Raw genomic sequence first — 26583 nt, forward strand, 5'->3', positions numbered from 1 at the left:
AAAATTACAAATCGGCATATTTCCAACGTTTGTGGCTCCAAAGCCAATTATCTGGATGTTGTTGAATGGTTTGTTCTAAATGATGAAAAAATTGATGAACAATTTCATTTTCTTCAAATTTATCTTGTTGAGGTTGTAGTCGAATAAAAGTTGTGTGATAATGACCGCGTTTTATTTTTTCGGTTTGACAAAAGACAACAGCCATATCTTTGCGGCGTGCAATTTTATCAAAACCATTAAAAACAGGCGTTCTCTGATTCAGGAAATCAATAAAATAGTGAACAGCTGATTGTTTTGGACTTTGATCAGCAACAAATAAATACGCTAATTCTCCATCATTTGGAGCTTTCATCATAAAACGCAACACATCTTTCATGTCCAATGCTTTTGTTCCGAAACGCCCACGCATAGCGTTGATTTTATCGTTCCAAAAAGGATTTCGAATTTTATGATAAACAGCTGCACTTTCTTTTGTTGGTAAATGTTTCACCGTTCCAATAAACCATTCCCAATTGAAAATATGCCCACACATCATCATGACATCTCGTTTTTCAGTTTTTATTTCATTAAAAACGTCGAGATTAGAATATGTAAATCGTTTGTCCAATTCTTCTTGAGAAATAGAAAAACTTTTTAAAGTTTCGACCAAATAATCACAAAAATTTGCATAGAATTTTTTGTGAATAGCTTTGATTTCTTCCTGAGATTTTTTGGGAAAAGAGTTTTCTAAATTTGTTCTAATGACACGTCTTCTATAACCAATAACCGTGTACAACAGAAAGAACAGAAAATCCGAAAACCTGTATAAAACCGAAAGAGGTAAACGCGAAATTTGAAAAATTATGAAATAAAAAATGCTGTTCATTCGACAAACAAATAAGCGACAAATTTACGAATTAAATTTGTTCGTTGCTTGCCAAATTACATCTTTCGGCACTGGAGCTACGATTGTTATTTCTTCTTTTTTTACAGGATGCTCAAATGTAATGCGATGCGCATGTAAACAAATGCTTCCATCAGGATTAGAACGTTTAGCACCGTATTTCAAATCGCCTTTGATAGGACAACCAACCGAAGAAAGTTGTGCGCGAATTTGATGCGAACGACCTGTAAATAACTTCACTTCGACACAATGAAAAGTATCCAAAGCGCCTAAATAGGTGTATTCTAAAATTGCTTTTTTAGCATCAGGCGTTGGTTTAGAATAAACCGTTGTTTTATTATTTTTTGGATTTTTCTTTAGATAATGTTCCAATCTTTCGAAGTCTTTTGGAGGTTTACTCTGTACAATCGCGCGATAAACTTTGTCAATGTTTCGTTTCTGAAACATTTCGTTCATACGCGTTAAGGCTTTCGAAGTTTTAACAAAAATCAACACACCAGAAGTTGGACGATCCAAACGGTGAACTAATCCTAAGAAAACATTTCCAGGTTTGTTATCGCGGTTTTTTATATAGTCCTTTAGACTATCGATAAGTGGAATGTCGCCTGTTTCGTCTCCTTGTGCTAATTCGCCTGCTTTTTTGTTAATAATTAACAAATGATTATCTTCGAATAAAATTTCTGGATTCATGTTATTGAGAATAAGGTTTAGACTTAGAGAAAGTCAACCTAATTAATTAGAATTTATTTAATTTTTAATGCTTTTTTGAGTTTATTAATCTCAAAAATTGTAGCATTTAATTCTTCAAGAAGAAGATTTATTGTGTTTTCGTTAAAATATCCAACTTTCTGTCCATAATACAAATGAGATTTTGTTTCGAAAGCCGAACCTTTTGCGATTTCATAATATTTAACTTTATCATTAATACTAGATTTGCCAAAACCTTCAGCAATATTTGCTGAAATACTTTCTGCAGAACGTCTTATTTGTGATGTTAACCCATAATCTTCTGTTCGAGGTAAATTTGAACTTAACTCAAAAACTTGAACAGCGATATTCATTGCTTTTATCCAAATTGGCATTTCTGTGAAATCGTGATAAGGCATGTGGTAAGTTTAAGGTTTAGACTAAGATTAAGTTTAGAAAGAGGTTAAGATTGAGTTTTGTCTTTTCCTCAATCTCAACCTTAACCTTAATTTCTAATATTGTTCATTCGCATTTGGAAAGTCGCCCGATTTTACATCCGCAACATATTGTCCAATTGCTTGGTGAATTTGATCTTCTAAGTTTAAATATTTACGAACAAATTTTGGTTTGAATTCGTTGTTTAATCCCAACATATCATGTACAACTAAAACTTGACCGTCGCAACCTGCACCTGCACCAATTCCGATTGTTGGAATATTAACAGAGGCTGTTGCTTTAGCAGCTAAATCGGCTGGAATTTTTTCCATTACTAATGAAAAACATCCTAATTCTTCTAATAATTTAGCATCACTAATTAATTTTTCTGCTTCCGCATCTTCTTTTGCACGTACTTTATACGAACCAAATTGGTAAATAGATTGTGGCGTAAGACCTAAATGTCCCATAACAGGAATACCAGCATTTACGATACGACGAATAGATTCTTCGATTTCTTTTCCACCTTCTAATTTGATCGCATGTGCACCAGATTCTTTCATGATTCGAACAGAAGATTCTAAGGCTTTTTGCGGATCAGATTGATAAGTTCCGAAAGGTAAATCAACGACAACCAAAGCGCGTTTAGCACCACGAACGACACATTGAGCATGGTAAATCATTTGATCCAAAGTAATTGGCAAAGTAGTTTCGTGACCAGCCATTACATTAGCAGCAGAATCACCAACTAAAATAACTTCAGTTCCAGCCGCATCTACAAGCGAAGCGATTGTAAAATCGTAAGCCGTTAACATCGAAATTTTTTCTCCGGTAAATTTCATGTTACGCACAGTTTCGGTAGTGATACGTTTGATTTCTTTATTTACAGACATTACGTTTATATTTTTAACTTTTGTAAAGTTAATTTGAATATTAAAACAGAACTAATTTTGACTGATATTTTTTCCAGTTTGACAAATGAAGAACAAGATAAACGGTTCGTTGAAAATGAAATAACAATTTTTACAATTTTATAAACGTAAATATACTTGTCTATTTGCTCATTTTTAGTAAATTGGTATTCGAATTGAGAGAATTTCACTAAATTTGTTCTCTTAAACTAATTTTAAATAACCATAAATGAAAATAGCAATAGTGGGAACAGGCTACGTTGGTCTGTCTAACGCAATTTTATTAGCTCAGCATAATGAGGTAGTGGCGTTAGATGTTGTTCCAGAAAAGATTGCAATGCTCAATGCAAAAAAATCTCCAATTGAAGATAAAGAAATTATAGATTTTTTGCAGAATAAGGAGCTTAATTTTCTTGCGACTTTAGACAAAGAAACTGCGTATGCAAATGCAGAATATGTGATTGTTGCAACGCCTACGGACTATGATCCAAAAACAAATTATTTTAATACATCAAGTGTAGAATCGGTTATAAAGGATGTCAAGCAATATAATCCGAATGCTGTAGTTATTATAAAATCGACAGTTCCAGTTGGTTTTGTTGAAGATTTAAAATCACGATTAGAATATCAAAATATTATTTTTTCTCCCGAATTTTTGCGAGAAGGAAAAGCTTTATACGACAATTTATATCCATCAAGAATTATTATTGGTGAACAAAGCGAAAGAGCAGAAGTTTTTGCGAATTTGTTAAAAGAAGGAGCAGTTAAGAAAGATATTCCGACGTTGTTTACACATTCAACCGAAGCAGAAGCAATCAAATTATTTTCGAACACCTATTTAGCTTTGCGTGTCGCTTATTTTAATGAGTTAGATAGCTATGCACAAACATTCAACTTGGATAGTAAACAAATTATCGAAGGAGTTGGTTTAGATCCTCGCATTGGTTCGCATTACAACAATCCATCGTTTGGTTATGGCGGATATTGTTTGCCAAAGGATACGAAGCAATTATTGGCTAATTATGATGCAGTTCCGAATAATATTATTCAAGCAATTGTTGATGCAAACAGAACGCGAAAAGATTTTATTGCAGATTCTATCATCGCAAAAAATCCTAAAAAAGTTGGTGTTTATCGCTTGATTATGAAGTCAGGTTCGGATAATTTTAGAGCATCAGCAATTCAAGGAGTAATGAAACGTATTAAAGCAAAAGGAATTGAAGTGGTGGTTTATGAACCGGTTCTGAAAGAAGATTCTTTCTTTGGATCGAAAGTGATGAATGATTTTGAAGCTTTTAAACAAGAATGTGATGTGATTATCTCGAATCGAAATGCACCTGAATTAGCTGACGTGAAAGAGAAAGTTTATACGCGCGATTTGTTTGGAAACGATTAAAAATAACAACTATAAAATACTATGAAAACTATTTTAATTACAGGTGGAGCTGGATTTATCGGTTCTCACGTTGTAAGAGAATTTGTCTTAAAATATCCTGAAACGAAGATTATAAACCTTGATGCATTGACGTATGCGGGAAATTTAGAGAATTTGAAAGATATCGAAAGTAAATCAAATTACGAATTCGTAAAAGCTGATATTACTGACGCAAAACATATATTAGAAGTTTTTGAAAGACATCAACCAGATGGAGTAATCCATTTAGCTGCCGAATCTCACGTGGATCGTTCAATTACAAATCCGTTGGATTTTGTGATGACAAATGTGATTGGAACAGTAAATTTATTGAATGCTGCAAAAACGATTTGGAACAATAATTTCGAAGGAAAACGTTTTCATCATGTTTCGACAGATGAGGTTTTTGGCGCTTTGGGTGATGAAGGATTCTTTACGGAAGAAACTTCTTATGATCCGCATTCACCTTACTCTGCATCAAAAGCGTCTTCGGATCATTTTGTGAGAGCTTATCATGATACATATGGTTTGCCAATTGTGATGACGAATTGCTCAAACAATTACGGACCAAATCATTTTCCAGAAAAATTAATTCCGTTGTGTATTCATAATATTTTGAACGGAAATCCACTTCCAATTTACGGAGATGGAAAATATACACGCGATTGGTTATTTGTAATTGATCATGCAAAAGCGATTGATTTAGTTTTCCACGAAGGAAAAAATGGAGGTTCTTACAATGTAGGAGGTTTCAATGAGTGGAAAAATATTGATTTGGTAAAAGAATTGTGCAAGCAAATGGACGAAAAATTGGGTAAAGAAGCAGGAACTTCAGAACAATTAATCACATTTGTGAAAGATCGTCCAGGACACGATTTGCGTTACGCGATTGATGCAACAAAAATCAACGAAGAATTAGGCTGGAAACCAAGTGTGACGTTTGAGCAAGGTTTGAGTCTAACAATTGATTGGTTTTTATCAAACAAAGAATGGTTGTACAATGTAACGTCTGGCGATTACCAAAATTATTACGAAAAACAATATAATTAAATAGTTTTAGGTTCTGGAAAAAGAACCTAAAATTTTAAACAACCTAAATTTATTTATTTTATGAGTTTAAACTCAGAAACAAATCAAAGTTGGTCTAACGTAATTACTTCAAAAAATAGTTTATTTTCTTTAAATTTAAAAGAAGTTTGGCGTTACCGAGATTTGGTTTATATGTTAGTGAAACGTGATTTTATTACGTCTTTCAAACAGACTATATTGGGGCCGATTTGGTTTTTTATCAATCCGATTCTTACAACAGTAATGTTTGTTATTATTTTTGGAAGAGTGGCGGGATTATCAACTGATGGAACTCCAATGTTTGCTTTCTATTTGGCAGGGAATATACTGTGGAATTATTTTTCTTCCTGCTTAACAGGAACAGCTTCTGTTTTTAGAGGAAATGCTTCTATTTTTGGGAAAGTTTACTTTCCTCGTTTGGTCATGCCACTTTCTGTTGTAACCTCTAATTTAATGCGATTTGGTGTTCAGTTTGCATTATTTATTATAGTTGTGTTATATTATTACTTTACTGGTGCATCTATAGAACCAAATATGTGGTTATTAGCAACACCATTTTTGATTATTTTAATGGCTGCATTTGCACTAGGAACAGGAATGATTTTATCATCTTTAACAACGAAATACCAAGACGTAAACATGTTATTGGGATTTGGTGTTTCATTAGCTATGTACGCGACACCGGTCATAATGCCCTTATCATCTTTTCCTGATAAATATAGATGGTTAGTTGAATTAAATCCTTTAACAGGCATTTTTGAATGTTTCAAATATGGATTTTTAGGTAAAGGAGATTTTACAATTGGTTTATTAGGTTACTCAACGTTGGTGATTTTTGTTCTTTTAGTAATTGGAACATTGATTTTCAATAAAGTAGAAAAATCATTTATGGATACTGTTTAACTTTTTAAGAATTTAATTATGTCAAAAAATATAGTTTTAGATGTTGAAAATGTTTCGAAACAGTATCGTTTAGGTGAAGTAGGAACAGGTTCGTTGCAACATGATATGAAGCGTTGGTGGGCGAATGTTACAGGAAAAGAAGATCCTTATCTTAAAATAGGCGAAACTAATGATCGTACGCAAAAAGGAGACTCAGATTATGTTTGGGCGCTAAAAGATATTAACTTTCAAGTGGAACAAGGACAGGCTGTTGGGATTATTGGACGTAATGGAGCTGGTAAATCAACATTGTTGAAATTACTTTCTCGCGTTACTAAACCAACAACTGGTTCTATTAAGTATAAAGGACGTATTGCTTCTTTGTTAGAAGTTGGTACAGGTTTCCATCCTGAAATGACGGGACGTGAAAATATTTATTTGAACGGAGCAATTCTTGGAATGACGCGTAAAGAAATCACACGCAAGTTCGATGAAATTGTAGATTTTGCAGGCGTAGAACGTTATATTGATACACCTGTCAAACGTTATTCTTCGGGGATGTATGTTCGTTTAGCTTTTGCTGTAGCCGCGCACTTAGAATCTGAAATTTTAATTGTAGATGAAGTGTTAGCGGTTGGTGATGCCGAATTCCAAAAGAAATGTCTTGGGAAAATGGGAGATGTTACAAAAGGAGAAGGTCGTACCATTTTGTTTGTGAGCCATAATATGACGGCAGTAAAAGAGTTATGTAATACAGGTATTCTAATGAAATATGGAGAAGTGAGTTACAAAGGTGATATGCTTGAAACTATTTTAGAATACCAAAAAGATTACGAATTATCGAATAGCTATATTGCTCAAAATTTGGATGAAGCTGTAGGGAATACTAATATTAAAATTCTTGAATTTTCGGCGAAACCAATAGAAGGCAAAATAATAGATGTAGAGTCTGGAATTCGTGTTAAACTTCAATTTTATAATGCTCAACCTAATATTAATCTTGATGCAACTTTTGAGCTACGCAATTTTGAGGAATTAGTTGTTTATCATGTAGGGAAATTAGTAACTGAGAATAATGACTCTAAATCAGGAATATATACAATAGAGTTTGATATGCCTGCTGGTATGTTGAATGCTGGAAATTATTATTTTAAGCTAATATTTGGAAAAAATCAATCAGAAGCATTGTTTAATATAGATAATCTAATTGGTTTTGAAGTAGAGAATGTAAAAGTAGGAACAAAAACGCATATTTATCCAGGTGTTATTCGCCCTAATTTTGATTATAAAATTGATTTTCAATTATGAAACCTAAAATCATAACTTTAGATAAAATAGGTTCATCACAGCTTGGGTATATAACTATTGCTGAAGCTCAAAAAAATATTCCGTTTGATATAAAAAGGGTTTATTGGACCTATTATACACCGCAAGATATTGTGCGTGGAGGACATGCTCATAAAATTTTGGAGCAAGTAATATTTGCTGTTTCTGGAACAATTACATTCAATACAGAAGATCAAAAAGGAAATAAAGATACCTTTGTACTAGATCATCCTAATAAAGGACTTTATATACCTAAATTAATTTGGCGTGATATTCATTTTACACATAATGCAGTTTTATTGTGTTTAGCTTCTGAACATTATACAGAAGAAGATTATTTTAGAGATTTTAATGAATTTAAATCTTATTCAAAATGATTAATGTACTGATAACATCTTTTGGTTCTAATACAAGTATTGGCGTTGCAAAATGTCTGAAAGATGATGGATGTTTTATAATAGGAACTGATAGTAACCCTTTTTATGAATGCAACGGTTTCAAGTTTGCGAATATTATAGAGCAATTACCTTATTATAATAATCCTTTGTATGAGGAAAAATTATTAAGAATAGTAAAAGATCATAATATAAATTGTATAATACCAATTCATGATAAAGAGATAGAAGTTATTTCGAAAATGAAAGACGAGGGAAGATTAGAAAATGTAAATGTTTCAGTCAACCAGTTTTCTATTGTAAAATTATGTAATGATAAGGCTCAAATAAATGAGTTATTAAAAGAAATTATTCATGTGCCTAAAGTTTATACTGAACTTTCTGAAGATATAAATTTTCCTATTATCATTAAAGATAACGATGGTGTTAGTAGTAAAGACATTAAAGTAATCTTAAATAAAGATGATTTCAAAGAAAAAGATTTTACAAATAAAATTATTCAGGAATATATTAACGGAGAAGAATATACTGTAGATTGTTTTTCGAGTTATTGTGATGATAATCTTTTTTATTACGCTGTAAGAAAAAGGGTTGAAACTAAATCAGGAATGAGTGTCAAGAGCGTCATTGTAGAGAATTTTACGATTGGAGAATGTTGCAAAAAAATTCACGAAATACTAGGTTATAAAGGTGTTTCTAATATACAATTTATAGTAAAAAATGACATTCCATATTTTATTGAAATTAATCCTCGATTTGCAGGAGGAGGAATTTTAACCTATAAATCAGGGTATAACTTTCCATTGATGACGATTAATGAACTTTGTAATAATAAGATCGATTCTGAGGCTAAATTACAAATTGGGAATAAAATGGTAAGATATTATGAAGAAACCTTTTTTAATGAATCCAACGATTGTATTAGACTTTGATGATACTTTAATTGATACAAAGCAGAGACAGTATCAGGTAATTAAAACATTTTTCAATTCCTACCAAATAGAGATAAGTGATTTTGAGAATTATCTAAAATATCGAATATTAAACAAAGCAAGTAATACAGATTTTGCTAGTCAATATTTGAATAATGAAATACAATTAGAAGATTACAAAAACTATTTCAAAACCAGAATAGAATCTGATGATTTCTTAAAATATGACCAACTAATTGTTGAGGTAGAATTATTAAAAAAGATTTCTTTAAACTATAAATTAGTACTACTATCATTAAGAACACATTATAATCAAGGAGAAAAGCAGCTTAGTCAATTAGGACTAAAAGAATATTTTTCGGAAATTTATTTTTTAAAACATCATGAAATAAATCCTAAAACGGATATTTTAATTAACTTAAAACAAAAGTTTTATCCTGTTACCTTTATTGGTGATACTATTAGTGATTATGAAGCTGCAAATAAAAGTGAAGTAGATTTTTACGGAGTTAATACAGGATTATTTTCTCTGTCTAATAATATAAATACTTTTGAAGATATTAATCAATACTTAATAACTAAACTATAAAATACGGATGACAAAATTTAGCCAAGAAAAATTAGAAAATGTTGCAGAAAACAGCCTTTATACAACGTTTACGAATAAAATGACAATAGAATATTCTTTTGAAGTTTTCAAAAGATTTTTAAAAAAAGGAAGTATTTTGGAGTTGGGGCCAGCTGAAGGTCTAATGACAAACTTTCTTAAAGATTTAGATCAAAACTTAACAGTAATAGAAGGTTCTAAAATTTTTGCAAATCAATTAAAAGATAAGTACCCAAGTATTCATGTAATTAATAGCTTATTCGAAGAAGCTGAACCTAATCAGAAGTTTGATAATATTGTATTGGGACATGTATTAGAGCATGTTGAGGATCCTCATATTTTACTTAATCATATAAAACCATGGTTAAAAGAAGATGGCGTTATATTATGTGCTGTTCCTAACGCACGATCATTACATAGACAAGCAGCTGTTGAAATTGGTTTTATTAGTAGTATTTTCGAGATGAGTGAAAAAGATATTCATCATGGACATATGCGTATTTATACTCCTGAAACATTACAAGAAGATTTTCTTAAGGTAGGTTATAAAGTTGAACATAGAGGTGGCTATTGGTTAAAACCATTAACAGATAGTCAACTAGAAGTTGTTTTAGATGAATCTATGTTGAGAGGATTTATGAAATTAGGGGAATCTTATCCAGATATAGCGGGGGAGATTTATATAGTAGCCAAAGTCTAATTTTATATGAAGGAAATATTTAGAATTGATGATAATATTTTTTATCATTCAAAATGGCAAGATAGATCAGCTTCACAAAAATTCAAACATTCCCTTATTTTACCTATAAACACTTATTCTCCTTGGAATGGTGATAGCGATTTCGTGTCAGCTTATGAAAAAGCAAAAAACAATACTTTGTTAGACATTTATAGATGTTATGAACTTTGGGATCTTGCAAAACAATACTCCAACAAAGATGGAGATATATTAGAGGTGGGCGTTTGGCGAGGAGGATCTAGCTTATTGTTAGCAAGTGCAGATAATGGAAAAGGTCATGTGTTTTTATGTGATACTTTTTCTGGAGTTGTAAAAGCATCAGATAAAGATAGTATTTATAAAGGAGGAGAACATGCTGATACTTCAGAGGAAGAAGTAAAACAACTTTTCGCAACTGCAGGTATTTCCAATTACTCAATTTGTAAAGGGATATTCCCAGACGAATCTGAACAAAATGTAACCTCAGAAAAATTCAAAATTTGCCATATAGATGTAGATGTTTATCAGTCTGCAAAGGATATTTTTGAATGGGTACATCCTAAGTTAATAAAAGGGGGAGCTGTTATTTTTGATGATTATGGATTTGCAGCGTGTGAAGGAATCACAACTTTGGTGCATGACATAATTTCAGAATACCAAAATTACATCAAGATTTATAATATTAATGGGCATGCTATTTTAATAAAAACAGATGATTAAATTCCTAGACTTACAAAAAATAAATCTATTATATCAACAAGAAATTGAACAAAAGCTATTAGATGTTTTTCGTTCGGGTTGGTATCTAATGGGCGAAGAAGTAAAAAACTTCGAGAATAATTTGGCAAATTATATTGGAGCAAAACATGCAATAGGAGTGGCTAATGGTTTAGATGCTTTGCGCCTTATTTTTAGAGCGTATATAGAACTTGGTGTGATGAAAGCTGGCGACGAAGTTATTGTTCCTGCGAATACGTATATTGCTTCAATTCTAGCACTTTCAGACAATGGATTATTTCCCGTTTTGGTAGAGCCAGATGATACGACTTTCAATCTAGATATTACGAAGATAGAAGCTGCCATTACAACTAAGACTAAAGCAATCCTGATCGTTCATTTACAAGGAAGAATTGTTTTTAGTGAAGAATTGAAATCTATCACAGCTAAACATAATCTGAAGATTGTCGAAGATAATGCACAAGCAATTGGGGCTACTTGGCAAGATATTAAATCTGGAAATTTGGGAGATGCAGCAGGATTTAGTTTTTATCCTGGGAAGAATCTTGGTGCGTTAGGAGATGCGGGTGCAGTTACGACAAATGATGACGAACTTGCAAAAACTATTCGTGCAATTGCCAATTATGGATCTAACCAAAAATATGTGAATATCTATAAAGGATTAAATTCTCGCTTAGATGAATTGCAAGCTGCTGTTTTGGATGTGAAACTAAAATACATTGACAACGAAAATGAAGCTCGCAGAATAATTGCAAAACGTTTTCTTTCAGAAATCAACAATCCAAAAATTATTCTTCCTGAAAATCCTAAAGATGAAAACGAACATGTATGGCATGTTTTTGTCGTAAGATCTACAGATCGAGATCAACTACAAAACTATTTGAACGAAAAAGGAATACAAACCATCATACATTACCCTATTCCACCTCATCATCAAGAGGCTTACAAAGAACTAAAAGATTTATCTTTTCCAATAACTGAGGCTATGCATAACGAAGTATTGAGCTTGCCTATTTCTTCAATATTGACGGATGAAGAAGTGAGTGAAATTATTAATGTAGTGAATCAGTTTTAATATAGATATGTCTGTTATTCAGGAAAATAATCGTTACTTAAAAAAGAATATTAAAATTGCAAAATTATTATACCATCAAGGATTATATGAAGATTGTATAAATCAAATAGAAAAAACGGCTCAATTTGCGTGGCATTTTTATTCAGGAATATATAGGAGTAATAAGTTAGAAAACCTTTTAAATGATATAGGTAGCCAATTAGTGTATAATAATTCTAAAAAAATTATAAGAAATAATTTAGGGAAATTTAAAATTATTCATATATGTTCAGAAGTATATGAGACAGGAGGTCATACAAAGTTAATGTATAATTGGATAAATGTTGATAGCGAACATGATCACTCTATTGCAACTACAAGATTAAGTTTAGATCAACTTAAAAATCTGACAAAGTTTTATACGTCCTCTATTAATGAAAGTAATTTATATTCTGTTAAAACAGATTCTAAAATAGAGAGTGCAAAACAATTGACTAATATACTCTCTGAAGGTTATGATTTAATAGTCTTACATACACATCCAGATGATTGTTTGGTGAATTTAGTATTTTCTAATCCTCAATTAGAAATACCCGTTTTTATGGTGAATCATGCCGATCATGTTTTTTGGTTAGGTGCTTCTGTAATAGATGTTTTATTACAGATTAGGGAAACGAATATATCTGCAGACAAATTAAGAAGACAATTGAAAAATCAATTTTTTCTACCAATACCTATTGTTCTTGAAGAAAATAAAACACCAAATGTTTTAAAAGATTATAAAATAATTAATTTGCTATCTACAGGCTCTTACTACAAATATCTACCTGATGGTAAATACAATTTTCTTGAAGAGATGAAACGATTAGTCAATAAGTTTCAGAATGTAGTTGTTCATATAGTAGGTATTGATAAAGATTCAGACTATGCACTACAATATAAGCACGAAAGAATAATTTACCATGGATTAATAAACCAAGAAAAATTAGAAATAATAGAAGATAAAACAGATATATACTTAGAAGGGTTTCCTACTCCATCTTTTATGTCTTTGTTAAAACCAGCATTAAAAAAAATACCTTTTCAGTTACATTATAATCCTTCTTTAGTTTATAAATTATTTAATGATGATTCAGAATATTATATAGATTATCCTAATAATATAGAAGAATGGAGAAAGGCTATAGAAAAATTAATAAATAACGAGGAATATAGATCAATAGTAGCTCAAAAACAATTTGAATATGTTAGCCAATCTTATCAGTTGTCCTCTTGGAAAGAAAAAATAGCTGAATTATATAAAAACTCTAAGATACTCGTTCATCATATAAATAAAGAGAATAAAGATATTTATATTGAGGGCGAAAATGAATCTAAAATAGCTTTATTAGAATATGATGTGAAAATTTCACATTTTCAGTATACCGAAAAACTTAATTTACTAAGTAAGTTGCAAGTATATTACTATAGTAAGCATAAACACAATAAAATACATTATCAATTAAGTTCAGGAATTTATTATTATCTTAAAAATAAAGACACTCGTTTTTTTTAAATTATATATATCATGAGTATTGAAAGAAGCTCTAATAACTTTGATTTTCTACGACTTATCTTTGCAAGTCTTGTAATAGTTTCACATTCATTTCCTCTAACAGGGAAACAAGAATGGTTTGAAGTGCATACAAATGGACAATTTGGATTAGGAAGCCTTTCTGTTAATATATTTTTTGTCCTAAGTGGATATTTAATTTTTATTAGTTTAAAATATAGCAAAACTATAAAAAATTATCTTTGGAAAAGATTATTAAGATTATATCCAGCATTAATTATCCTTGTATTAGTCACAATGATAATTTTACCAATATTTTATACAGGAAATAATATATTTTCCGAAGCTAGTTACAGAAGTTATCCACATAGAGTCTTATCCTTGTATAAAGTACAATATGAGGTTAATCACGTATTTGAGACTAATCCATATCCTAAAGCAATAAATGGAAGTTTATGGTCGCTTAGTTATGAGTTTACAATGTATATAGTTTTAATGCTTTTATTTCCATTTAGAAAAAATAAAAGTAGTTTTATCTTGATTATACTTGGATTTATTATTTCATATGTCTTACACATTTATCGACCTGAATTTTTGTCTAAAATTTTATCAATAATTTATCTTGATTCAGTAGAATTATATCGTTTGTCAACCTATTTTTTAACAGGTAGTTTATTAAGTTTTATTGATTTAAAGAGAATAAATTCTTTTACTATAAGAGTTATGCTGTTTTTGATTCTTATAGCATCTTTGTATTTTAATTTTTTCAAATTTGTAGCACCTTTTGTTTTACCAGTTCTTATATTACTAATTGGTATTTTAAAAACAAATTATATTAGTTCGATAGGAGAAAAATTTGGAGATATTTCATATGGTGTTTATATCTACGGTTTTTTAGTTCAGCAATGTTTAATGAGTTATTTCAAATTAAATGTATTCGAATTGACATGTTATAGTCTAATTATTACATTTTTATTAGCTTATTTATCTTGGCATTTTATAGAAAAACCAATGCAAAAATTTAAGAATCTTATATTATGAAAAATGAACTTGCGATTATAATTCCTTATTATAAGATTGATTTTTTTGAACAGACTTTGCAATCAATATCTAAGCAAACTGACAAACGTTTTTCATTGTATATTGGCAATGATGCAAGTCCAAATGATCCATTGCCAATAATTAATAAATATTTAAAATCAAACGAGTTTAAATATTTCGATTACAAAGAAAACTTAGGTGGTGAAAATTTAGCTTTGCAGTGGGAACGAATTTTAGAAAATGTAACAGAAGAATGGTTTCAGATTCTAGGAGATGACGATATGATTTCTGATAATTTTGTGGAAGAGTTTTACAGGAATATTGATAAAATTAAACGAAATAAAATAAATGTTATTAAAGTTAGTCAAGTTTGGATTGATGAAAGTGATCTGTTTTTGAATGAGATAACATCTTTAGAAACCATCATTGATGCTAAAAAACATTTTTTAATAGAATACAATCATCAATTTAGATCAAGTCTATCAGAGCATTTATTTCATCGAAATGAATTTTATAAGTATGGATTCAAAAAATTTCCTTTAGCATGGCATTCCGACAATTTAGCTGTTTATGAAACAAGTAATTTTTCTAAAATATACTTTATAAACAATGCATTAGTTAGAGTTAGAATGTCTGACGTAAATATCTCAAATCGATCAGATGATTTACAAATTAAATTACAAGCAAGTCATTTATATAGGGAATACATTTTGTTAAATTATCTAGATTTTCTTCCTAAAAAATTAATATTAGAAGAACTTAGAAAATATAGAGAATACATTTGGAAAAATAAATTGGCATCTAATATATCTTTATTTAAATCGTATTTGAAAATTGGCGAAATTAGAAAAGCATTAGGATCTTTAAAATATTAGTATGAAAAGTGAACTTATTTCAGTTATCGTGCCTTGTTATAATCAAGCAAAATATTTAGATGAATGCCTACAATCAGTTTTAAATCAAACTTATCAAAATTGGGAATGTATCATTATTAATGATGGTTCTACAGACAATTCAGAAGAAGTTGCTAGAAGATGGTTAAATAAAGATTCTCGATTCAGATACTTTTATAAAGATAATGGAGGAGCAGGTTCAGCAAGGAATCTAGGATTAAAAAAATCGAATGGAACATGGATTCAATTTCTTGATGGAGATGATTTTATAAATAAAGATAAGTTGTCTTTAGTTGAAAAAGTAGAGCTTAAGATTAATTTTATTTATACAGATTTTAATTTGTATAGTAATGGTGAAATTTTGCCTCCATTTTGTGATTTGTCAAGGTATCAATTAACTATTTCAAATTTAATTACCTATTGGGACAATGGATTTAATATTCCTATTCATTGTCCAATAATAAAACGTGAATTAATTGGTGATTTACGTTTTATAGATGAATTTAAATTACATGAAGATTGGTTGTTTTGGATAATGTTATTTAATGATAAAGATGTTAATGTGAAATTCGATAATAACGCTTATGCTTTTTATAGAGATCATACATTGAATACTACAAAAGATCAAAATAAACTTGAATTAAATTCAAATAAAGTCTATAATTATGCATACAATACTGTTCTTAATTCTGAAAATAAAGCTATTTTATTTGCTTCAATTGTTTCAAAATATACAATCTCCAGAAGTCAATTATTTATAAATATTAAAGAACTAGATAAATTAAGAAATAATAAATATTTTAGAATGAGGAGGTTTTTATATAAAATATTAAAATTTTAATATAGAATTATGCTAAAAGTATCTGTAATTATCCCAAATTATAATCATTCTTCTTACCTTAAAGAGCGTATAGATTCAGTGTTAAATCAAACTTTTCAAGATTTTGAAGTTATTATTTTGGATGATTGTTCAACTGATAATAGTAAAGAAATTATTGAAGCATATAGAAATCATCCTAAAATTTCTCATATAGTTTATAATGAGAAAAATTCAGGTTCTACTTTCAAACAATGGAAAAAAGGAATAGAATTGTCAAAAGGAGAATGGATTTGGATAGCAGAAAGTGATGATTGGTGTAATTCATTATTTTTAGAAACTTTAATAAGTGATACCGATGATAATCTATCAGTCATATATTGTCAAAGCGTTACTTATTTGCCTAATAATTTACAATTAATTAGACACGATTTACATCCATATGTAATAGATATTGATTCAGATAAATTTATTAATGAATATCTATTAAAAGGAAATGTAATATATAATGCTAGTATGGCTATTTTTAAAAAATCAAAATTTTTAAAAATTACATCAGATGAATATACTAAATATAAATTTTGTGGAGATTGGATTTTTTGGTCAGAATTAGCGTTTTTGGGAAAAGTTAGGAGATATAATCGTTTATTAAATAATTTTAGAAAAACAGATGATAACAACGTAACTTCAAGAACAGTTAAATTGGGAAATAATTATATTGAAGATGTTAATGCTTTACATTATTTTAAAAATAAATATAATTGTAACCATGTAATTTATATAAAAGAACTTAAAAAATATTATTTTAAATCTAAAGAAATAAATTTAGAAAATCCTATTAAAAATAAAATTAAGGATAATTTTATTGAGATATTGGGTAACAAAAAAATTCTATTTTGGGATTTAAAGTATTTTAAAAATAAATTAATTACTAATATTTATAAAAAAATTAAAGAAAATGTTTGATTTATCAATAATTATAGCAAATTATAATAATGGACATTTCTTTAATGACTGTTATAAAAGTTTAATTAATCAAACTCATAAAGATTTTGAAGTAATTATAATTGATGATTGTTCGACAGACAATTCAATTCAAGTAATAGAAGAATTGGTTAAAGGGGATTCAAGATTTAAGCTTTACAAGAATGAAATAAATTTAGGATATCAAAAAACACTTATAAAGGCAATAGATTTATGTACAACAAATCTTTTTGGAAGATTGGATCCTGATGATGCATTAATTAATACTGCAATTGAAAAAAGTATAGATGCACATATAAAAAATCCATCATGTGGTTTGGTGTATTCTAACACAATTCATTGCGACCATATGTTAAAACCTTTAGAGGTAATTAAGGGTAAGCAAATTACCGATTTAATATTTTTAAATGGTGAAATTTCACATTTTGCAACGTTCAAAAAAAAATATTATTTAGAAACAGATGGTATTGATATTCATAATAAAAGAGCGGAAGATCAAGATATTTATATGAAAATGTGTGAAGTATCTCAAGTGTTTTATCTTGATGAAGATTTATACTTATATAGAATTCATAATAATGGTGCATCAACAAATAAAAATAGAAATAAAGCTTTGTTTTGGTATTGGGTAGCCATTATTAAAGCTGCTGAAAGGAGAAATATAAATGTAGAAGATGATTTTATAAGCAATTATGTGAGAATGTACAAATATCAAGATTTATATAATAAGTATAATAAATTATTAAATAATCGTTGGATAAAATTGGGTTTTAAATTGGGCTTAATTAAAAAATATAAATAAAATGAATACACCCTTTTTTTCTATAATTATACCTGTATATAATGTAGAAAAATATATTTATAGATGCGTAGAGAGTGTACTTAACCAATCTTTTTTAGATTTTGAAGTCATAATTGTAGATGATGATTCTCCAGATTATTCTATTAAAATTATTAATGAAAATTTTAGTGATAATCGTATTAAAATTATTTCTAAAAATAATGGAGGATTAAGTGATGCTAGAAATTTTGGCTTAGAGCATGCTTGTGGTGTGTATGTGTGGTTTATTGATAGTGATGATTATATTACAATAAATGCTTTAGAAAAGATATATAGTACTCTGAAATTAAATATCAATATAGATATAATAACTTTCAATATGAAAGTTTGTTTTGAAAATAAAAATAGAGAAACATATGTACTAGAAAATGCACCAGAGAATACAGAATTAATGAGTTCATATAACTATATACAAAAATATAATATATTTCCTTATAATGCGACATTACAATGTTATAAAAGATCATTTTTAATAACTAAAAATTATAAATTTACTAAAGGTATTTATTTTGAGGATATTTATCTAAACTTAGATATTTATAAAGAAGGCGCCTCTATTATAGGCATAAAAGAAGTTTTATATACATATTATAGGAGAGAGGATTCAATAACTTCAATGAGAATAAACGAAAATCATTTGATTTCTCAAATGAAGGTTTTAAAAAAAGTATATAACTTTTATATTCAAAATGATACACCTAAAAAATATTTCAAAGAACGACTAATAATTGAATACAATAGAATAAAAGCTCTTTATAATAATAATTTTTTAGATATAGATTATGGAATTATAAAGAATATTGAAATTCCTTCAGATAATAATAAGAGTATAGCTAATAAATTAGAAAGGTTATTTTTTTACTATTTTCCACTTTTTGTATTAAAATATCAAGTGTTATTTAGAAAAATGAATACGCTTGAAAATATATTATTTAAGAAATAATAATGAAAACTATTTATAGATACTTAGTTAATTTTATTTGTCTATTTTATTCTAATAATATTCGCCGTAAAAAGCGAAAAGAATTTTTACAAATTCCTTCTATTCTTAGAAAAGATTTTAAGACAAAAAAAAATATTAAAAAAATTATTAATTCCGAGGTAGCTGAAAAGTCTATTCTTATTGTAGAGCCTAATCCTTATCATTTTGAAATACAACCAGGTTATTGTAAATATTTTCAAGATTTAGGCTATGAGGTTGATGTTATAGCGCAACCAAATTTAAGAGAAGATTTTGCATATCAATATTATCCAAAAGTACCAAAGATTTATTATTTATCTCTGAAGTATCAGAAAAAAGCATTGAAACTATCAAAAATTAAAAATTATGATTTTGTCTTTTTTGCTACTTCTGTAATATCTTCTGATAACCTTAGGACGTCTTATGTCAATTGGCTTGGATTTGAACCGCAAGCAAAACATGGAATTTTTATGGTAGAACATAATGTAATCCCTTTTGTAAAAGACTATGGTCATGAAAAATACATAGAACAAAATAGAAGTTTTACATTGGCTGGTCAATACAATATTCCTATGCTAAATCCTCATTATTTTGGAAATATTAAACCAACTACACTATCGGGGAATAATATTTTTGTAGCAATTGTTAATGAAAATCAAAATATAGAACTATTATTTAATGCATGTAAGAATTTGATTAATCAAAATATTACGAATTTTAGTGTAATTATCGCTGGAAGATCTGTGGTTGATGAAATACCAGATAATTTACAAAATTATATCAGTAGGACAGGAATCATTAATTTTACAAAACTATGGGAAATTTATAATAATGCTGATTTTATTATTCCAATGTTAAATCCTGAAATAGACAATCAGTTAAGATTTAAAGATGGTTCAGTTACTGGAAGCTGGCAAATTATACTAGGTTTTTCGAAACCAGCTATAATTCATAAAGACTTTTCAAATTTTTATAGATTAAACAAAAATAATGCTTTGATATTTGAATCTAATTCTGAACTTTCAGTAATAATGAACAAAGCAATTAATATTAACTCATACAAATACAAATCGTTACAGAGTAATATAAAGGAATTATCTGATATTATTTATAATGAATCTATAAATAATCTTAAATTAAGTATCGATAATATAAGAAATAACTATCCTAAATGATCCCAAAAATAATCCATTACTGTTGGTTTGGAGGTAATCCAAAGCCAGAATCTTTTTATATCTGTCTTGATAGTTGGAAGAAAATCTTACCCGATTATGAAATAATTGAGTGGAACGAAACCAATTTCGATATCAATTGTTGTGAATATGTAAAGTTAGCTGCTGAATCAAAGAAATGGGCATTTGTTTCTGATTATGCCCGTGCATTAGCTTTGTATGAAATGGGAGGGATTTATATGGATATTGATGTAGAAGTCAAGTTTTCATTAGACGAATTTTTAGTTCATCGCGCATTTTCAGGGTTTGAAATCAAAGGTTCGCCTTTTACAGCATTATGGGCTACAGAAAAAGGACATCCATGGGCTAAACGTGTAATAGATTTTTACAATGAAAAAACAAGTTTTGATTTAACAACTAATACTGTGTTTGTATCAGATTTGTTAGTAAAAGAATATGGCATTGATCCAAATCGAGATGAATTACAAGAAGGTAAAGATGGAATCGTAATTTATCCTTCTACCTATTTTTGTTTGGATTTACCTAAGAATTATGCATCTCATCATTTTGTAGGAACTTGGCATGATAGAGATTATCCAAACCCTTTCAAAGATTATGTCCATGCGTACTATAAAACTAGAGTTTTTTCAGAAATAGAGAATGGGAAAAAGGAAGTACATAATGTAATTTTTAATCATAAAATGATTGAGGTTGATAAAGTATTAAATCAAATACCTTTTAGAATGATCGTTAGGTATGTATTAAATAATCTTTTTAGTAAACGATAATGATTGCAATAATTTACGGCACAAGACCAGAGTTTCTAAAAGTTTATCCATTAATATTAGAAGCCCAGAAACGAAAAATTGACTTTATTACAATTAATACAGGTCAGCATACATCTATGCTAACAGAGATGGAAGATTTGTTTAATTTTAAGGCAAATTATAATCTAAAAGTTCAATCTAGTGAATTTTCAAATTCAAACCTTTTAGCTAAATTAATTAATGATATAGCAGAAGTAGTAAAAGAGGAATCTATTGAAAAAATTATAGCACAAGGAGATACTTTTACTGTTTTAGCATCATCTGTAGTTGCATTTGTAGAGAAAAGGAAATTTTACCATATAGAAGCTGGACTGAGAACTGATGATATACACTTCCCGTTTCCAGAAGAATATAATCGACGAGTAGTTTCATTAACATCGGATCTTAATTTCGCTCCAACAAGTTTAGCAGCTAATAATTTATTGGCAGAGAACATTAACGAATCTAAAGTTGTAATAACAGGAAATACAATTATTGATTTGTTACACTATGTTTTAGACAAAGAAAATGTCAATTTAGAGTATGGTAATGATGTTTTTATAACAGCCCATAGAAGAGAAAACATAGGAGAGAATATGTATTCGATTTGTAGTGCAATTAGAGAATTAGCGGAAGAAAACCCTGAAATAATTTTTCATTGGAGTCTTCACCCAAATCCAAATACTAGGAAATTTATTTTTGAAGCTTTTAAAGAGATCCCAGACAATATTAATTTTATAGAACCTCTAAATTATATTGATGCTGTAAAACTTATGGCAAAATCAAGATTATTAATCTCAGACTCAGGAGGAATACAAGAGGAAGCCCCAACTTTACAAAAAAGAATCATTATTCTTAGAGACGAAACCGAACGACCAGAAGTATTAGATTGTGGTTGTGGTATATTAGTGGGAGCTGATAAGGATAAAATAAAGAAAGAGTTTTACAAAGAATTAAATAGAAGTTCTAATACTTTTATTAATCCTTTTGGGAATGGTTGTGCTTCTCAATTAATATTTGATAGGATATGATTGTTGGAAAAGGATTGATCGCAAATTTATTTACAGAAGTAGATTTGGATGAGGTTGTTTTCTTTGCTTCAGGCGTTTCTAATTCTTCTGAAACTAGAAAGGGTGAATTTTTACGTGAACAAAATTTAGTTGAGGATACATTAGCAAATAATCCTGAAAAGTTGTTTGTTTATTTTAGTACATGCTCTATATACGACTCTTCAAAATACAATTCTTTGTACGTTTTACATAAATTGCATATCGAGGAAATCATCAAACAAAAAGCAAAACATTTTCTTATTTTAAGAGTTAGTAACGCTGTTGGAAGAGGAGGAAATCCTAATTTGCTAATGAATTATATATCTCGTCAAATTTTGAATGACCAAGAATTAGTTGTTCATCAACAAGCAACACGGAATTTAATAGACGTAGAAGATGTAAAAAATATTACGATGAAATATATTGCTTCAAAAGATTGGAATAAGATCATCAATGTGGCATACACAGAGAATTTTAATATCCTAGAAATAATAGAGGTTTTTGAACAAATTCTATTTAAAAAAGCAAATAAAAATATTGAGAATAAAGGAGAACATTACTCAATAGATGTACATGAGTTGGATTATGTATTTGATTTGAGTGATAAAACTGATTATTTACATCAATTAATAGAAAAATATTATTAAATGAATTCTTCAAACAAATTAGCCATTGTTATACCTCTTTTTAAAAGAGATTTTTTTGAAGAGACACTTGACACTCTTTTCAACCAAACAGATAAAAGATTTAATCTTTATATTGGAAACGATGCAAGTCCTGAAAATTTTGATGATATTTTAGGAAAATACAAAAATAATTTCGATTTCAAATATCATTTTTTTGAAGAGAATCTTGGAGGAGAAGGTAAGTTAGTTGAACAATGGGAAAGATGTATTTCTCTTACACAAAATGAAGATTATATACAGATATTAGGTGATGATGATTATGTAAGCAACAATTTTGTTGAAACTTTTTATAAAATTCTTGATGAAAAAAAGAAGTTTGATTTGTTAAGATTCAAAATGCTAAAAGTTTCAGCAAAAAGTGAAATTTTACAAGAGTTTCCTCAGATTGAAAATCTCAATTCAACAGAGCATCTTCTGAATGATCTTAATCAAGTATATTGGATTTCAATTTCTGAAAATATTTTTTCGCGAAGTGTTTATAACCAACTTGGTATAAAAAAATATCCATTAGCATGGCGAAGTGATGCAATGTTAGTTTTTGAATTTGGAATGGAAAATATAGAAGTATCAAATAATGCGTTTGTAGCGATAAGAAGGAGCCAAATTCAATTAACAATGAATATAAGCCCAAAAGTATCAAAATTTAAGAAAATAGCAATGAGCTATTTTTACAATGATTTACTTGAAAAACATGAAGCAAGGTTCAAAAAAAAAGATAGAAAAAACTTGGTGAAAAAATTAGTGTATTATACAAGTAATATCAATTCAAGTCAAAAAGAAATATTAAGAAAAAACCTTAGTTTTTTTGAGATGATTCAATTTTATTTATTTAAAAAATGAAAGAAAAAATTTTATTATTAACAAGGAAAAAGCTCAAGATTTTTTATTACTTTTTTATAAAACTTAGAACTGTATACAGAGCTAATTATCATAAAATAGTCCCTTATGTTTATAATGATAATAAGTATAAAAATCATTTTCTAAATAATCAATTAGAAATAAAAAATCAGGAAAACTTTGTAGATAAAATTGATAGAGTTGTTTACTGTTTTTGGACAGGGAACAATGAAGTAACAAAAAATAGAGTAGAGAGCTTAGAGATTTTAAGAAATAATTTAGGAGTTGAAGTAAAGTTAATAACAATATTTAATTTAGATAATTATATTTTATCTGATTATCCTCTACATCCTGCTTATCAATATCTTTCTTTAGTTCATAAATCTGATTATTTGAGATGCTATTTTATGTATCATTACGGAGGGGGCTACAGTGATATTAAAAGAAATAATAGTAATTGGCAGCCTATATTTGAAAGCTTGGAAGCTGATCCTAGCAAAATGATTGCTGGTTATCCTGAGTTTGATCCTACGAAAATGGGAGGTAAAGATCTTAATAAAGAATTGAATAAAGATATATTTAAGTATTATAAATTATGTATTGGAAATTGTGGTTTTATATGTAAACCTTATTCACCTTATGTTGCAGAATGGTACCAAGAGTTGCATAAAAGATTAGATTACTATCATGAAGAATTAATAAAAAATCCAGGTATAGATAGAGGCTTTAATAAAGGGTATCCAATAGAATGGTTTGAAATTTTATCTAGAATAATGGTTCCTCTATCTTTAAAATATCATAACCAGATTATTTATGATAAAAGATTAATGCCTAATTTTGACGATTATTTATAATTCCATATTTATAAAAAATAGAATATTTTGAATAGATTCTTTGTCGTATAAAATCATTTAATTTTATACGGTCTCCACCTGTTATTTTAATTACAGGAGGTAGCTGAATGAAATTTCTAATTAATAAACTCGAGCAATAATCAACTCTATTTTTTGAAGAGTAATTAAAGAAAAGTCCATCATCTTCAGCGTTTATTAGATAATATGAATAGGCGTTATTAGAATACAATATTTTTTGGGCCGAAAGATGCATAGTAAAAGTTCGATCAAAAGGAGTGTTAATATTTTGTCTTATTTTTTCAAAGTCAGCATCTTTTTGATAATATTGTCTAGGATTTTGGCTGTAAAGAGCATTTAGAAATTCATTTAGCCAATTCTGTATAAATAAGGAATTTTTTGTTGAAGCCATAAACCAATTTTCTATCATGGGCATACTATTATCACTAATCATCATATTAGGGTTATAATATCCTACATATTCAATTTTATATTTTTGTTGTATTTCAATAATCCATTCTAATGATTTTGTTAATATAGTTGTTATATCAATCCAAATTCCACCAAATTTATTTAATAACATCAAACGTATTAAATCAGCTTTATGTTGAACACTAGGGAAATTAATATCTTTCGGAAAATCAGGTATGTATTCATAAAGATTAATCTCGTTTACGACAATATATTTAAAGTTTGAATTAATCTTACGATTTGATTCAACATAATTTATTATTTCAGAAGGAATATCGGTGTTGTTCCAATATGACCATATATACTTTTCAATATAATCATTAGTTTCTCCAATTTTTATTTTTTTCTTGTATAAAGAATTATGGCTGATTATTTTTTTATCACCAATATACTTTAATTTGATAAGGTTTATTTTATAAAAAAGTATCCATTGGATTGTTTTAAGTTTATCAATGTAATTACCCTTCATAACGCTTTTTAAAAATTTTAAATCCAATATTAGTAGGAAGATTTAATAACAAATTTTCCTTTTTTTGTTCTTTAGAAAAGTCTGAGCTTAAATAGTCTGAAAATGTAAGAGATGGAGCTTTCTTCATTCTATTATAGTTTATTTTATAATACTCCTCATCTTTTAACACCTTCCATTGCATTTGAATAATTAGTTTTTTAAAATTAACAATCCAACCTCGTATTAATTTTTTACGATTAGAATCAGAAGTATTTCTATACGATTTAACAATCCATTCTAATATTGTCTGATGATTTTCTGAGTTTCTCTTTGTTCGATTAAATATAACAGAATTAGCATGCAAATAATAATTGTAAGTAATATTATCTATAATCGATAATGAATTGATTTTTTCCATACAATGAAACATCCACAATTCATCTTGAGCATATAATCCTGGAATAAAATAAATTTTGTTTTGCTTAATGAAATCTAAATCAACCAATTTATTCCACGAAGAAACAGGGAAAAAACCTTTACAATAAGCTTCAAAAATTTCTGAGTTAGTTTCATAAACTTTCTTTTTTGATAAAGTAGGAAATCCAAAATCTTTAATAGATTGATCGAATGTATTAATCCATCTATTTTGAGAAATAACCATTTCTGTATTATTTATAAGAACATTTTCTACTAATTTCTCAATACAATCGACTATGATATCATCATCACTATCCAAAAAATAAATGTACTTACCTATAGATTCTTCAATTCCACGATTCCTAACAACAGATAGCCCTTGATTCGATTCTAAATGAATAATCTTAATAGTTAGATTTGGGTTTGATTCAGAAAATTTTTCAATTAGTTGAACACTGTTATCAGGTGTACAATCATTAACCAAAATAATTTCTAAATGTTGATATGTTTGGTTTTTTACTGATTCTAAGCATCTAATAATGTAGTTTTCGCATTTATAAACTGGAATATTGATACTAACTAAAGGAGTGTTCATCTGATAGGTTTTATGAAACAAATTTAATAAAAAGAGATGAATGTTTTTTTACAATTTAGTATTCTTGTAATAAAGTAGTTAATAGATGTAAAATTTGTAGATTTGTAAATCA

The 26583-nt window shown here is 28.3% G+C and carries 29 protein-coding genes; 23 read left to right on the forward strand and 6 right to left on the reverse strand.

From position 1 onward, the window contains the following. Positions 1-4: 4 nt before the first annotated feature. From FH779_RS01705 to panB, 4 genes are all read right to left on the reverse strand, one after another. Positions 5-865 (reverse strand): lysophospholipid acyltransferase family protein, encoded by an 861-nt coding sequence (locus FH779_RS01705; protein WP_180905830.1) that lies wholly within the window; start codon positions 863-865, stop codon positions 5-7. A gap of 24 nt (positions 866-889) precedes the next feature. Beyond that, complete coding sequence (locus FH779_RS01710) at positions 890-1573, reverse strand: RluA family pseudouridine synthase (protein ID WP_180905831.1); 684 nt, start codon at positions 1571-1573, stop codon at positions 890-892. Between the two features lie 53 nt (positions 1574-1626). Next, positions 1627-1989: a four helix bundle protein gene (locus FH779_RS01715; RefSeq protein ID WP_180905832.1), complete on the reverse strand. Its 363-nt coding sequence runs from the start codon at positions 1987-1989 to the stop codon at positions 1627-1629. A 93-nt stretch (positions 1990-2082) separates the two neighbouring features. Further along, positions 2083-2898: a 3-methyl-2-oxobutanoate hydroxymethyltransferase gene (gene panB, locus FH779_RS01720; RefSeq protein ID WP_180905833.1), complete on the reverse strand. Its 816-nt coding sequence runs from the start codon at positions 2896-2898 to the stop codon at positions 2083-2085. Between the two features lie 247 nt (positions 2899-3145). Here panB and FH779_RS01725 point away from each other — a divergent pair, with 247 nt between their 5' ends. Genes FH779_RS01725 through FH779_RS01835 form a run of 23 tightly spaced genes read left to right on the forward strand, consistent with a single transcriptional unit; the run spans position 3146 to position 24543 of the window. Beyond that, positions 3146-4312 carry a nucleotide sugar dehydrogenase gene (locus tag FH779_RS01725; RefSeq protein ID WP_038331098.1) on the forward strand — a complete coding sequence of 389 codons (1167 nt, stop codon included), beginning with the start codon at positions 3146-3148 and terminating at the stop codon, positions 4310-4312. Between the two features lie 21 nt (positions 4313-4333). Further along, the gene (gene rfbB, locus FH779_RS01730; protein WP_180905834.1) at positions 4334-5380 is read left to right on the forward strand and encodes a dTDP-glucose 4,6-dehydratase; all 1047 of its coding nucleotides are present in this window, start codon (positions 4334-4336) and stop codon (positions 5378-5380) included. 60 nt (positions 5381-5440) lie between these two features. Further along, complete coding sequence (locus FH779_RS01735) at positions 5441-6301, forward strand: ABC transporter permease (protein WP_180905835.1); 861 nt, start codon at positions 5441-5443, stop codon at positions 6299-6301. 18 nt (positions 6302-6319) lie between these two features. Further along, a complete protein-coding gene (locus FH779_RS01740; RefSeq protein ID WP_180905836.1) occupies positions 6320-7588 on the forward strand; it encodes an ABC transporter ATP-binding protein in 1269 nt (422 codons plus the stop codon). Next, positions 7585-7983 (forward strand): sugar 3,4-ketoisomerase, encoded by a 399-nt coding sequence (locus FH779_RS01745; RefSeq protein ID WP_180905837.1) that lies wholly within the window; start codon positions 7585-7587, stop codon positions 7981-7983. Before FH779_RS01740 ends, FH779_RS01745 begins: the two co-directional genes overlap by 4 nt. After that, positions 7980-8933: an ATP-grasp domain-containing protein gene (locus FH779_RS01750; protein ID WP_180905838.1), complete on the forward strand. Its 954-nt coding sequence runs from the start codon at positions 7980-7982 to the stop codon at positions 8931-8933. The genes FH779_RS01745 and FH779_RS01750 overlap by 4 nt, the downstream gene beginning before the upstream one ends. Further along, a complete protein-coding gene (locus FH779_RS01755; protein WP_180905839.1) occupies positions 8905-9522 on the forward strand; it encodes an HAD family hydrolase in 618 nt (205 codons plus the stop codon). Before FH779_RS01750 ends, FH779_RS01755 begins: the two co-directional genes overlap by 29 nt. Positions 9523-9529: 7 nt before the next feature. Continuing rightward, positions 9530-10240: a class I SAM-dependent methyltransferase gene (locus FH779_RS01760; protein WP_180905840.1), complete on the forward strand. Its 711-nt coding sequence runs from the start codon at positions 9530-9532 to the stop codon at positions 10238-10240. Between the two features lie 6 nt (positions 10241-10246). After that, positions 10247-10978 carry a TylF/MycF/NovP-related O-methyltransferase gene (locus tag FH779_RS01765; RefSeq protein ID WP_180905841.1) on the forward strand — a complete coding sequence of 244 codons (732 nt, stop codon included), beginning with the start codon at positions 10247-10249 and terminating at the stop codon, positions 10976-10978. After that, on the forward strand, positions 10971-12071 hold the full coding sequence (locus FH779_RS01770; RefSeq protein WP_180905842.1) for a DegT/DnrJ/EryC1/StrS family aminotransferase: 1101 nt from the start codon (positions 10971-10973) through the stop codon (positions 12069-12071). Before FH779_RS01765 ends, FH779_RS01770 begins: the two co-directional genes overlap by 8 nt. A gap of 7 nt (positions 12072-12078) precedes the next feature. Then, complete coding sequence (locus FH779_RS01775) at positions 12079-13605, forward strand: glycosyltransferase (protein WP_180905843.1); 1527 nt, start codon at positions 12079-12081, stop codon at positions 13603-13605. 12 nt (positions 13606-13617) lie between these two features. Then, on the forward strand, positions 13618-14643 hold the full coding sequence (locus FH779_RS01780; protein WP_180905844.1) for an acyltransferase family protein: 1026 nt from the start codon (positions 13618-13620) through the stop codon (positions 14641-14643). Beyond that, positions 14640-15518, forward strand: a complete 879-nt coding sequence (locus FH779_RS01785) for a glycosyltransferase family 2 protein (protein ID WP_180905845.1) — start codon at positions 14640-14642, stop codon at positions 15516-15518. Before FH779_RS01780 ends, FH779_RS01785 begins: the two co-directional genes overlap by 4 nt. Before the next feature lies 1 nt (position 15519). Continuing rightward, complete coding sequence (locus tag FH779_RS01790; RefSeq protein ID WP_180905846.1) at positions 15520-16377, forward strand: glycosyltransferase family 2 protein; 858 nt, start codon at positions 15520-15522, stop codon at positions 16375-16377. A 9-nt stretch (positions 16378-16386) separates the two neighbouring features. Then, positions 16387-17319, forward strand: a complete 933-nt coding sequence (locus FH779_RS01795) for a glycosyltransferase family 2 protein (protein WP_180905847.1) — start codon at positions 16387-16389, stop codon at positions 17317-17319. Next, the gene (locus FH779_RS01800; RefSeq protein WP_180905848.1) at positions 17312-18139 is read left to right on the forward strand and encodes a glycosyltransferase family 2 protein; all 828 of its coding nucleotides are present in this window, start codon (positions 17312-17314) and stop codon (positions 18137-18139) included. Before FH779_RS01795 ends, FH779_RS01800 begins: the two co-directional genes overlap by 8 nt. Before the next feature lies 1 nt (position 18140). Further along, on the forward strand, positions 18141-19121 hold the full coding sequence (locus FH779_RS01805; protein WP_180905849.1) for a glycosyltransferase family 2 protein: 981 nt from the start codon (positions 18141-18143) through the stop codon (positions 19119-19121). A gap of 2 nt (positions 19122-19123) precedes the next feature. Continuing rightward, positions 19124-20314 (forward strand): hypothetical protein, encoded by a 1191-nt coding sequence (locus FH779_RS01810; protein ID WP_180905850.1) that lies wholly within the window; start codon positions 19124-19126, stop codon positions 20312-20314. Then, positions 20311-21099, forward strand: coding sequence for a glycosyltransferase family 32 protein (locus FH779_RS01815; RefSeq protein ID WP_038331106.1), 789 nt, complete (start codon positions 20311-20313; stop codon positions 21097-21099). Before FH779_RS01810 ends, FH779_RS01815 begins: the two co-directional genes overlap by 4 nt. Beyond that, entirely contained in the window at positions 21099-22148 is a 1050-nt protein-coding gene (wecB, locus tag FH779_RS01820) for a non-hydrolyzing UDP-N-acetylglucosamine 2-epimerase (protein ID WP_180905851.1), read from the forward strand. The genes FH779_RS01815 and wecB overlap by 1 nt, the downstream gene beginning before the upstream one ends. After that, positions 22145-22813 (forward strand): NAD-dependent epimerase/dehydratase family protein, encoded by a 669-nt coding sequence (locus FH779_RS01825; RefSeq protein ID WP_180905852.1) that lies wholly within the window; start codon positions 22145-22147, stop codon positions 22811-22813. Before wecB ends, FH779_RS01825 begins: the two co-directional genes overlap by 4 nt. Continuing rightward, positions 22814-23692, forward strand: coding sequence for a glycosyltransferase family 2 protein (locus FH779_RS01830; RefSeq protein ID WP_180905853.1), 879 nt, complete (start codon positions 22814-22816; stop codon positions 23690-23692). It begins immediately after the preceding gene. Next, positions 23689-24543, forward strand: coding sequence for a glycosyltransferase (locus FH779_RS01835; RefSeq protein WP_052217492.1), 855 nt, complete (start codon positions 23689-23691; stop codon positions 24541-24543). Before FH779_RS01830 ends, FH779_RS01835 begins: the two co-directional genes overlap by 4 nt. Here the strand turns inward: FH779_RS01835 and FH779_RS01840 are convergent. Beyond that, positions 24521-25480, reverse strand: coding sequence for a glycosyltransferase family 32 protein (locus FH779_RS01840; protein ID WP_180905854.1), 960 nt, complete (start codon positions 25478-25480; stop codon positions 24521-24523). The genes FH779_RS01835 and FH779_RS01840 overlap by 23 nt on opposite strands. Then, positions 25470-26471: a glycosyltransferase gene (locus tag FH779_RS01845; protein WP_180905855.1), complete on the reverse strand. Its 1002-nt coding sequence runs from the start codon at positions 26469-26471 to the stop codon at positions 25470-25472. The genes FH779_RS01840 and FH779_RS01845 overlap by 11 nt, the downstream gene beginning before the upstream one ends. Positions 26472-26583 lie beyond the last annotated feature (112 nt).

The organism is Empedobacter falsenii, from assembly GCF_013488205.1.
Taxonomy (GTDB): Bacteria; Bacteroidota; Bacteroidia; order Flavobacteriales; family Weeksellaceae; genus Empedobacter; species Empedobacter falsenii_C.

Coding starts and splice junctions, on each gene's coding strand:
- FH779_RS01705 (WP_180905830.1), bottom strand. CDS start 865: ATGAACAGCATTTTTTATTTCATAATTTTTCAAATTTCGCGTTTACCT.
- FH779_RS01710 (WP_180905831.1), bottom strand. CDS start 1,573: ATGAATCCAGAAATTTTATTCGAAGATAATCATTTGTTAATTATTAAC.
- FH779_RS01715 (WP_180905832.1), bottom strand. CDS start 1,989: ATGCCTTATCACGATTTCACAGAAATGCCAATTTGGATAAAAGCAATG.
- panB (WP_180905833.1), bottom strand. CDS start 2,898: ATGTCTGTAAATAAAGAAATCAAACGTATCACTACCGAAACTGTGCGT.
- FH779_RS01725 (WP_038331098.1), top strand. CDS start 3,146: ATGAAAATAGCAATAGTGGGAACAGGCTACGTTGGTCTGTCTAACGCA.
- rfbB (WP_180905834.1), top strand. CDS start 4,334: ATGAAAACTATTTTAATTACAGGTGGAGCTGGATTTATCGGTTCTCAC.
- FH779_RS01735 (WP_180905835.1), top strand. CDS start 5,441: ATGAGTTTAAACTCAGAAACAAATCAAAGTTGGTCTAACGTAATTACT.
- FH779_RS01740 (WP_180905836.1), top strand. CDS start 6,320: ATGTCAAAAAATATAGTTTTAGATGTTGAAAATGTTTCGAAACAGTAT.
- FH779_RS01745 (WP_180905837.1), top strand. CDS start 7,585: ATGAAACCTAAAATCATAACTTTAGATAAAATAGGTTCATCACAGCTT.
- FH779_RS01750 (WP_180905838.1), top strand. CDS start 7,980: ATGATTAATGTACTGATAACATCTTTTGGTTCTAATACAAGTATTGGC.
- FH779_RS01755 (WP_180905839.1), top strand. CDS start 8,905: ATGAATCCAACGATTGTATTAGACTTTGATGATACTTTAATTGATACA.
- FH779_RS01760 (WP_180905840.1), top strand. CDS start 9,530: ATGACAAAATTTAGCCAAGAAAAATTAGAAAATGTTGCAGAAAACAGC.
- FH779_RS01765 (WP_180905841.1), top strand. CDS start 10,247: ATGAAGGAAATATTTAGAATTGATGATAATATTTTTTATCATTCAAAA.
- FH779_RS01770 (WP_180905842.1), top strand. CDS start 10,971: ATGATTAAATTCCTAGACTTACAAAAAATAAATCTATTATATCAACAA.
- FH779_RS01775 (WP_180905843.1), top strand. CDS start 12,079: ATGTCTGTTATTCAGGAAAATAATCGTTACTTAAAAAAGAATATTAAA.
- FH779_RS01780 (WP_180905844.1), top strand. CDS start 13,618: ATGAGTATTGAAAGAAGCTCTAATAACTTTGATTTTCTACGACTTATC.
- FH779_RS01785 (WP_180905845.1), top strand. CDS start 14,640: ATGAAAAATGAACTTGCGATTATAATTCCTTATTATAAGATTGATTTT.
- FH779_RS01790 (WP_180905846.1), top strand. CDS start 15,520: ATGAAAAGTGAACTTATTTCAGTTATCGTGCCTTGTTATAATCAAGCA.
- FH779_RS01795 (WP_180905847.1), top strand. CDS start 16,387: ATGCTAAAAGTATCTGTAATTATCCCAAATTATAATCATTCTTCTTAC.
- FH779_RS01800 (WP_180905848.1), top strand. CDS start 17,312: ATGTTTGATTTATCAATAATTATAGCAAATTATAATAATGGACATTTC.
- FH779_RS01805 (WP_180905849.1), top strand. CDS start 18,141: ATGAATACACCCTTTTTTTCTATAATTATACCTGTATATAATGTAGAA.
- FH779_RS01810 (WP_180905850.1), top strand. CDS start 19,124: ATGAAAACTATTTATAGATACTTAGTTAATTTTATTTGTCTATTTTAT.
- FH779_RS01815 (WP_038331106.1), top strand. CDS start 20,311: ATGATCCCAAAAATAATCCATTACTGTTGGTTTGGAGGTAATCCAAAG.
- wecB (WP_180905851.1), top strand. CDS start 21,099: ATGATTGCAATAATTTACGGCACAAGACCAGAGTTTCTAAAAGTTTAT.
- FH779_RS01825 (WP_180905852.1), top strand. CDS start 22,145: ATGATTGTTGGAAAAGGATTGATCGCAAATTTATTTACAGAAGTAGAT.
- FH779_RS01830 (WP_180905853.1), top strand. CDS start 22,814: ATGAATTCTTCAAACAAATTAGCCATTGTTATACCTCTTTTTAAAAGA.
- FH779_RS01835 (WP_052217492.1), top strand. CDS start 23,689: ATGAAAGAAAAAATTTTATTATTAACAAGGAAAAAGCTCAAGATTTTT.
- FH779_RS01840 (WP_180905854.1), bottom strand. CDS start 25,480: ATGAAGGGTAATTACATTGATAAACTTAAAACAATCCAATGGATACTT.
- FH779_RS01845 (WP_180905855.1), bottom strand. CDS start 26,471: ATGAACACTCCTTTAGTTAGTATCAATATTCCAGTTTATAAATGCGAA.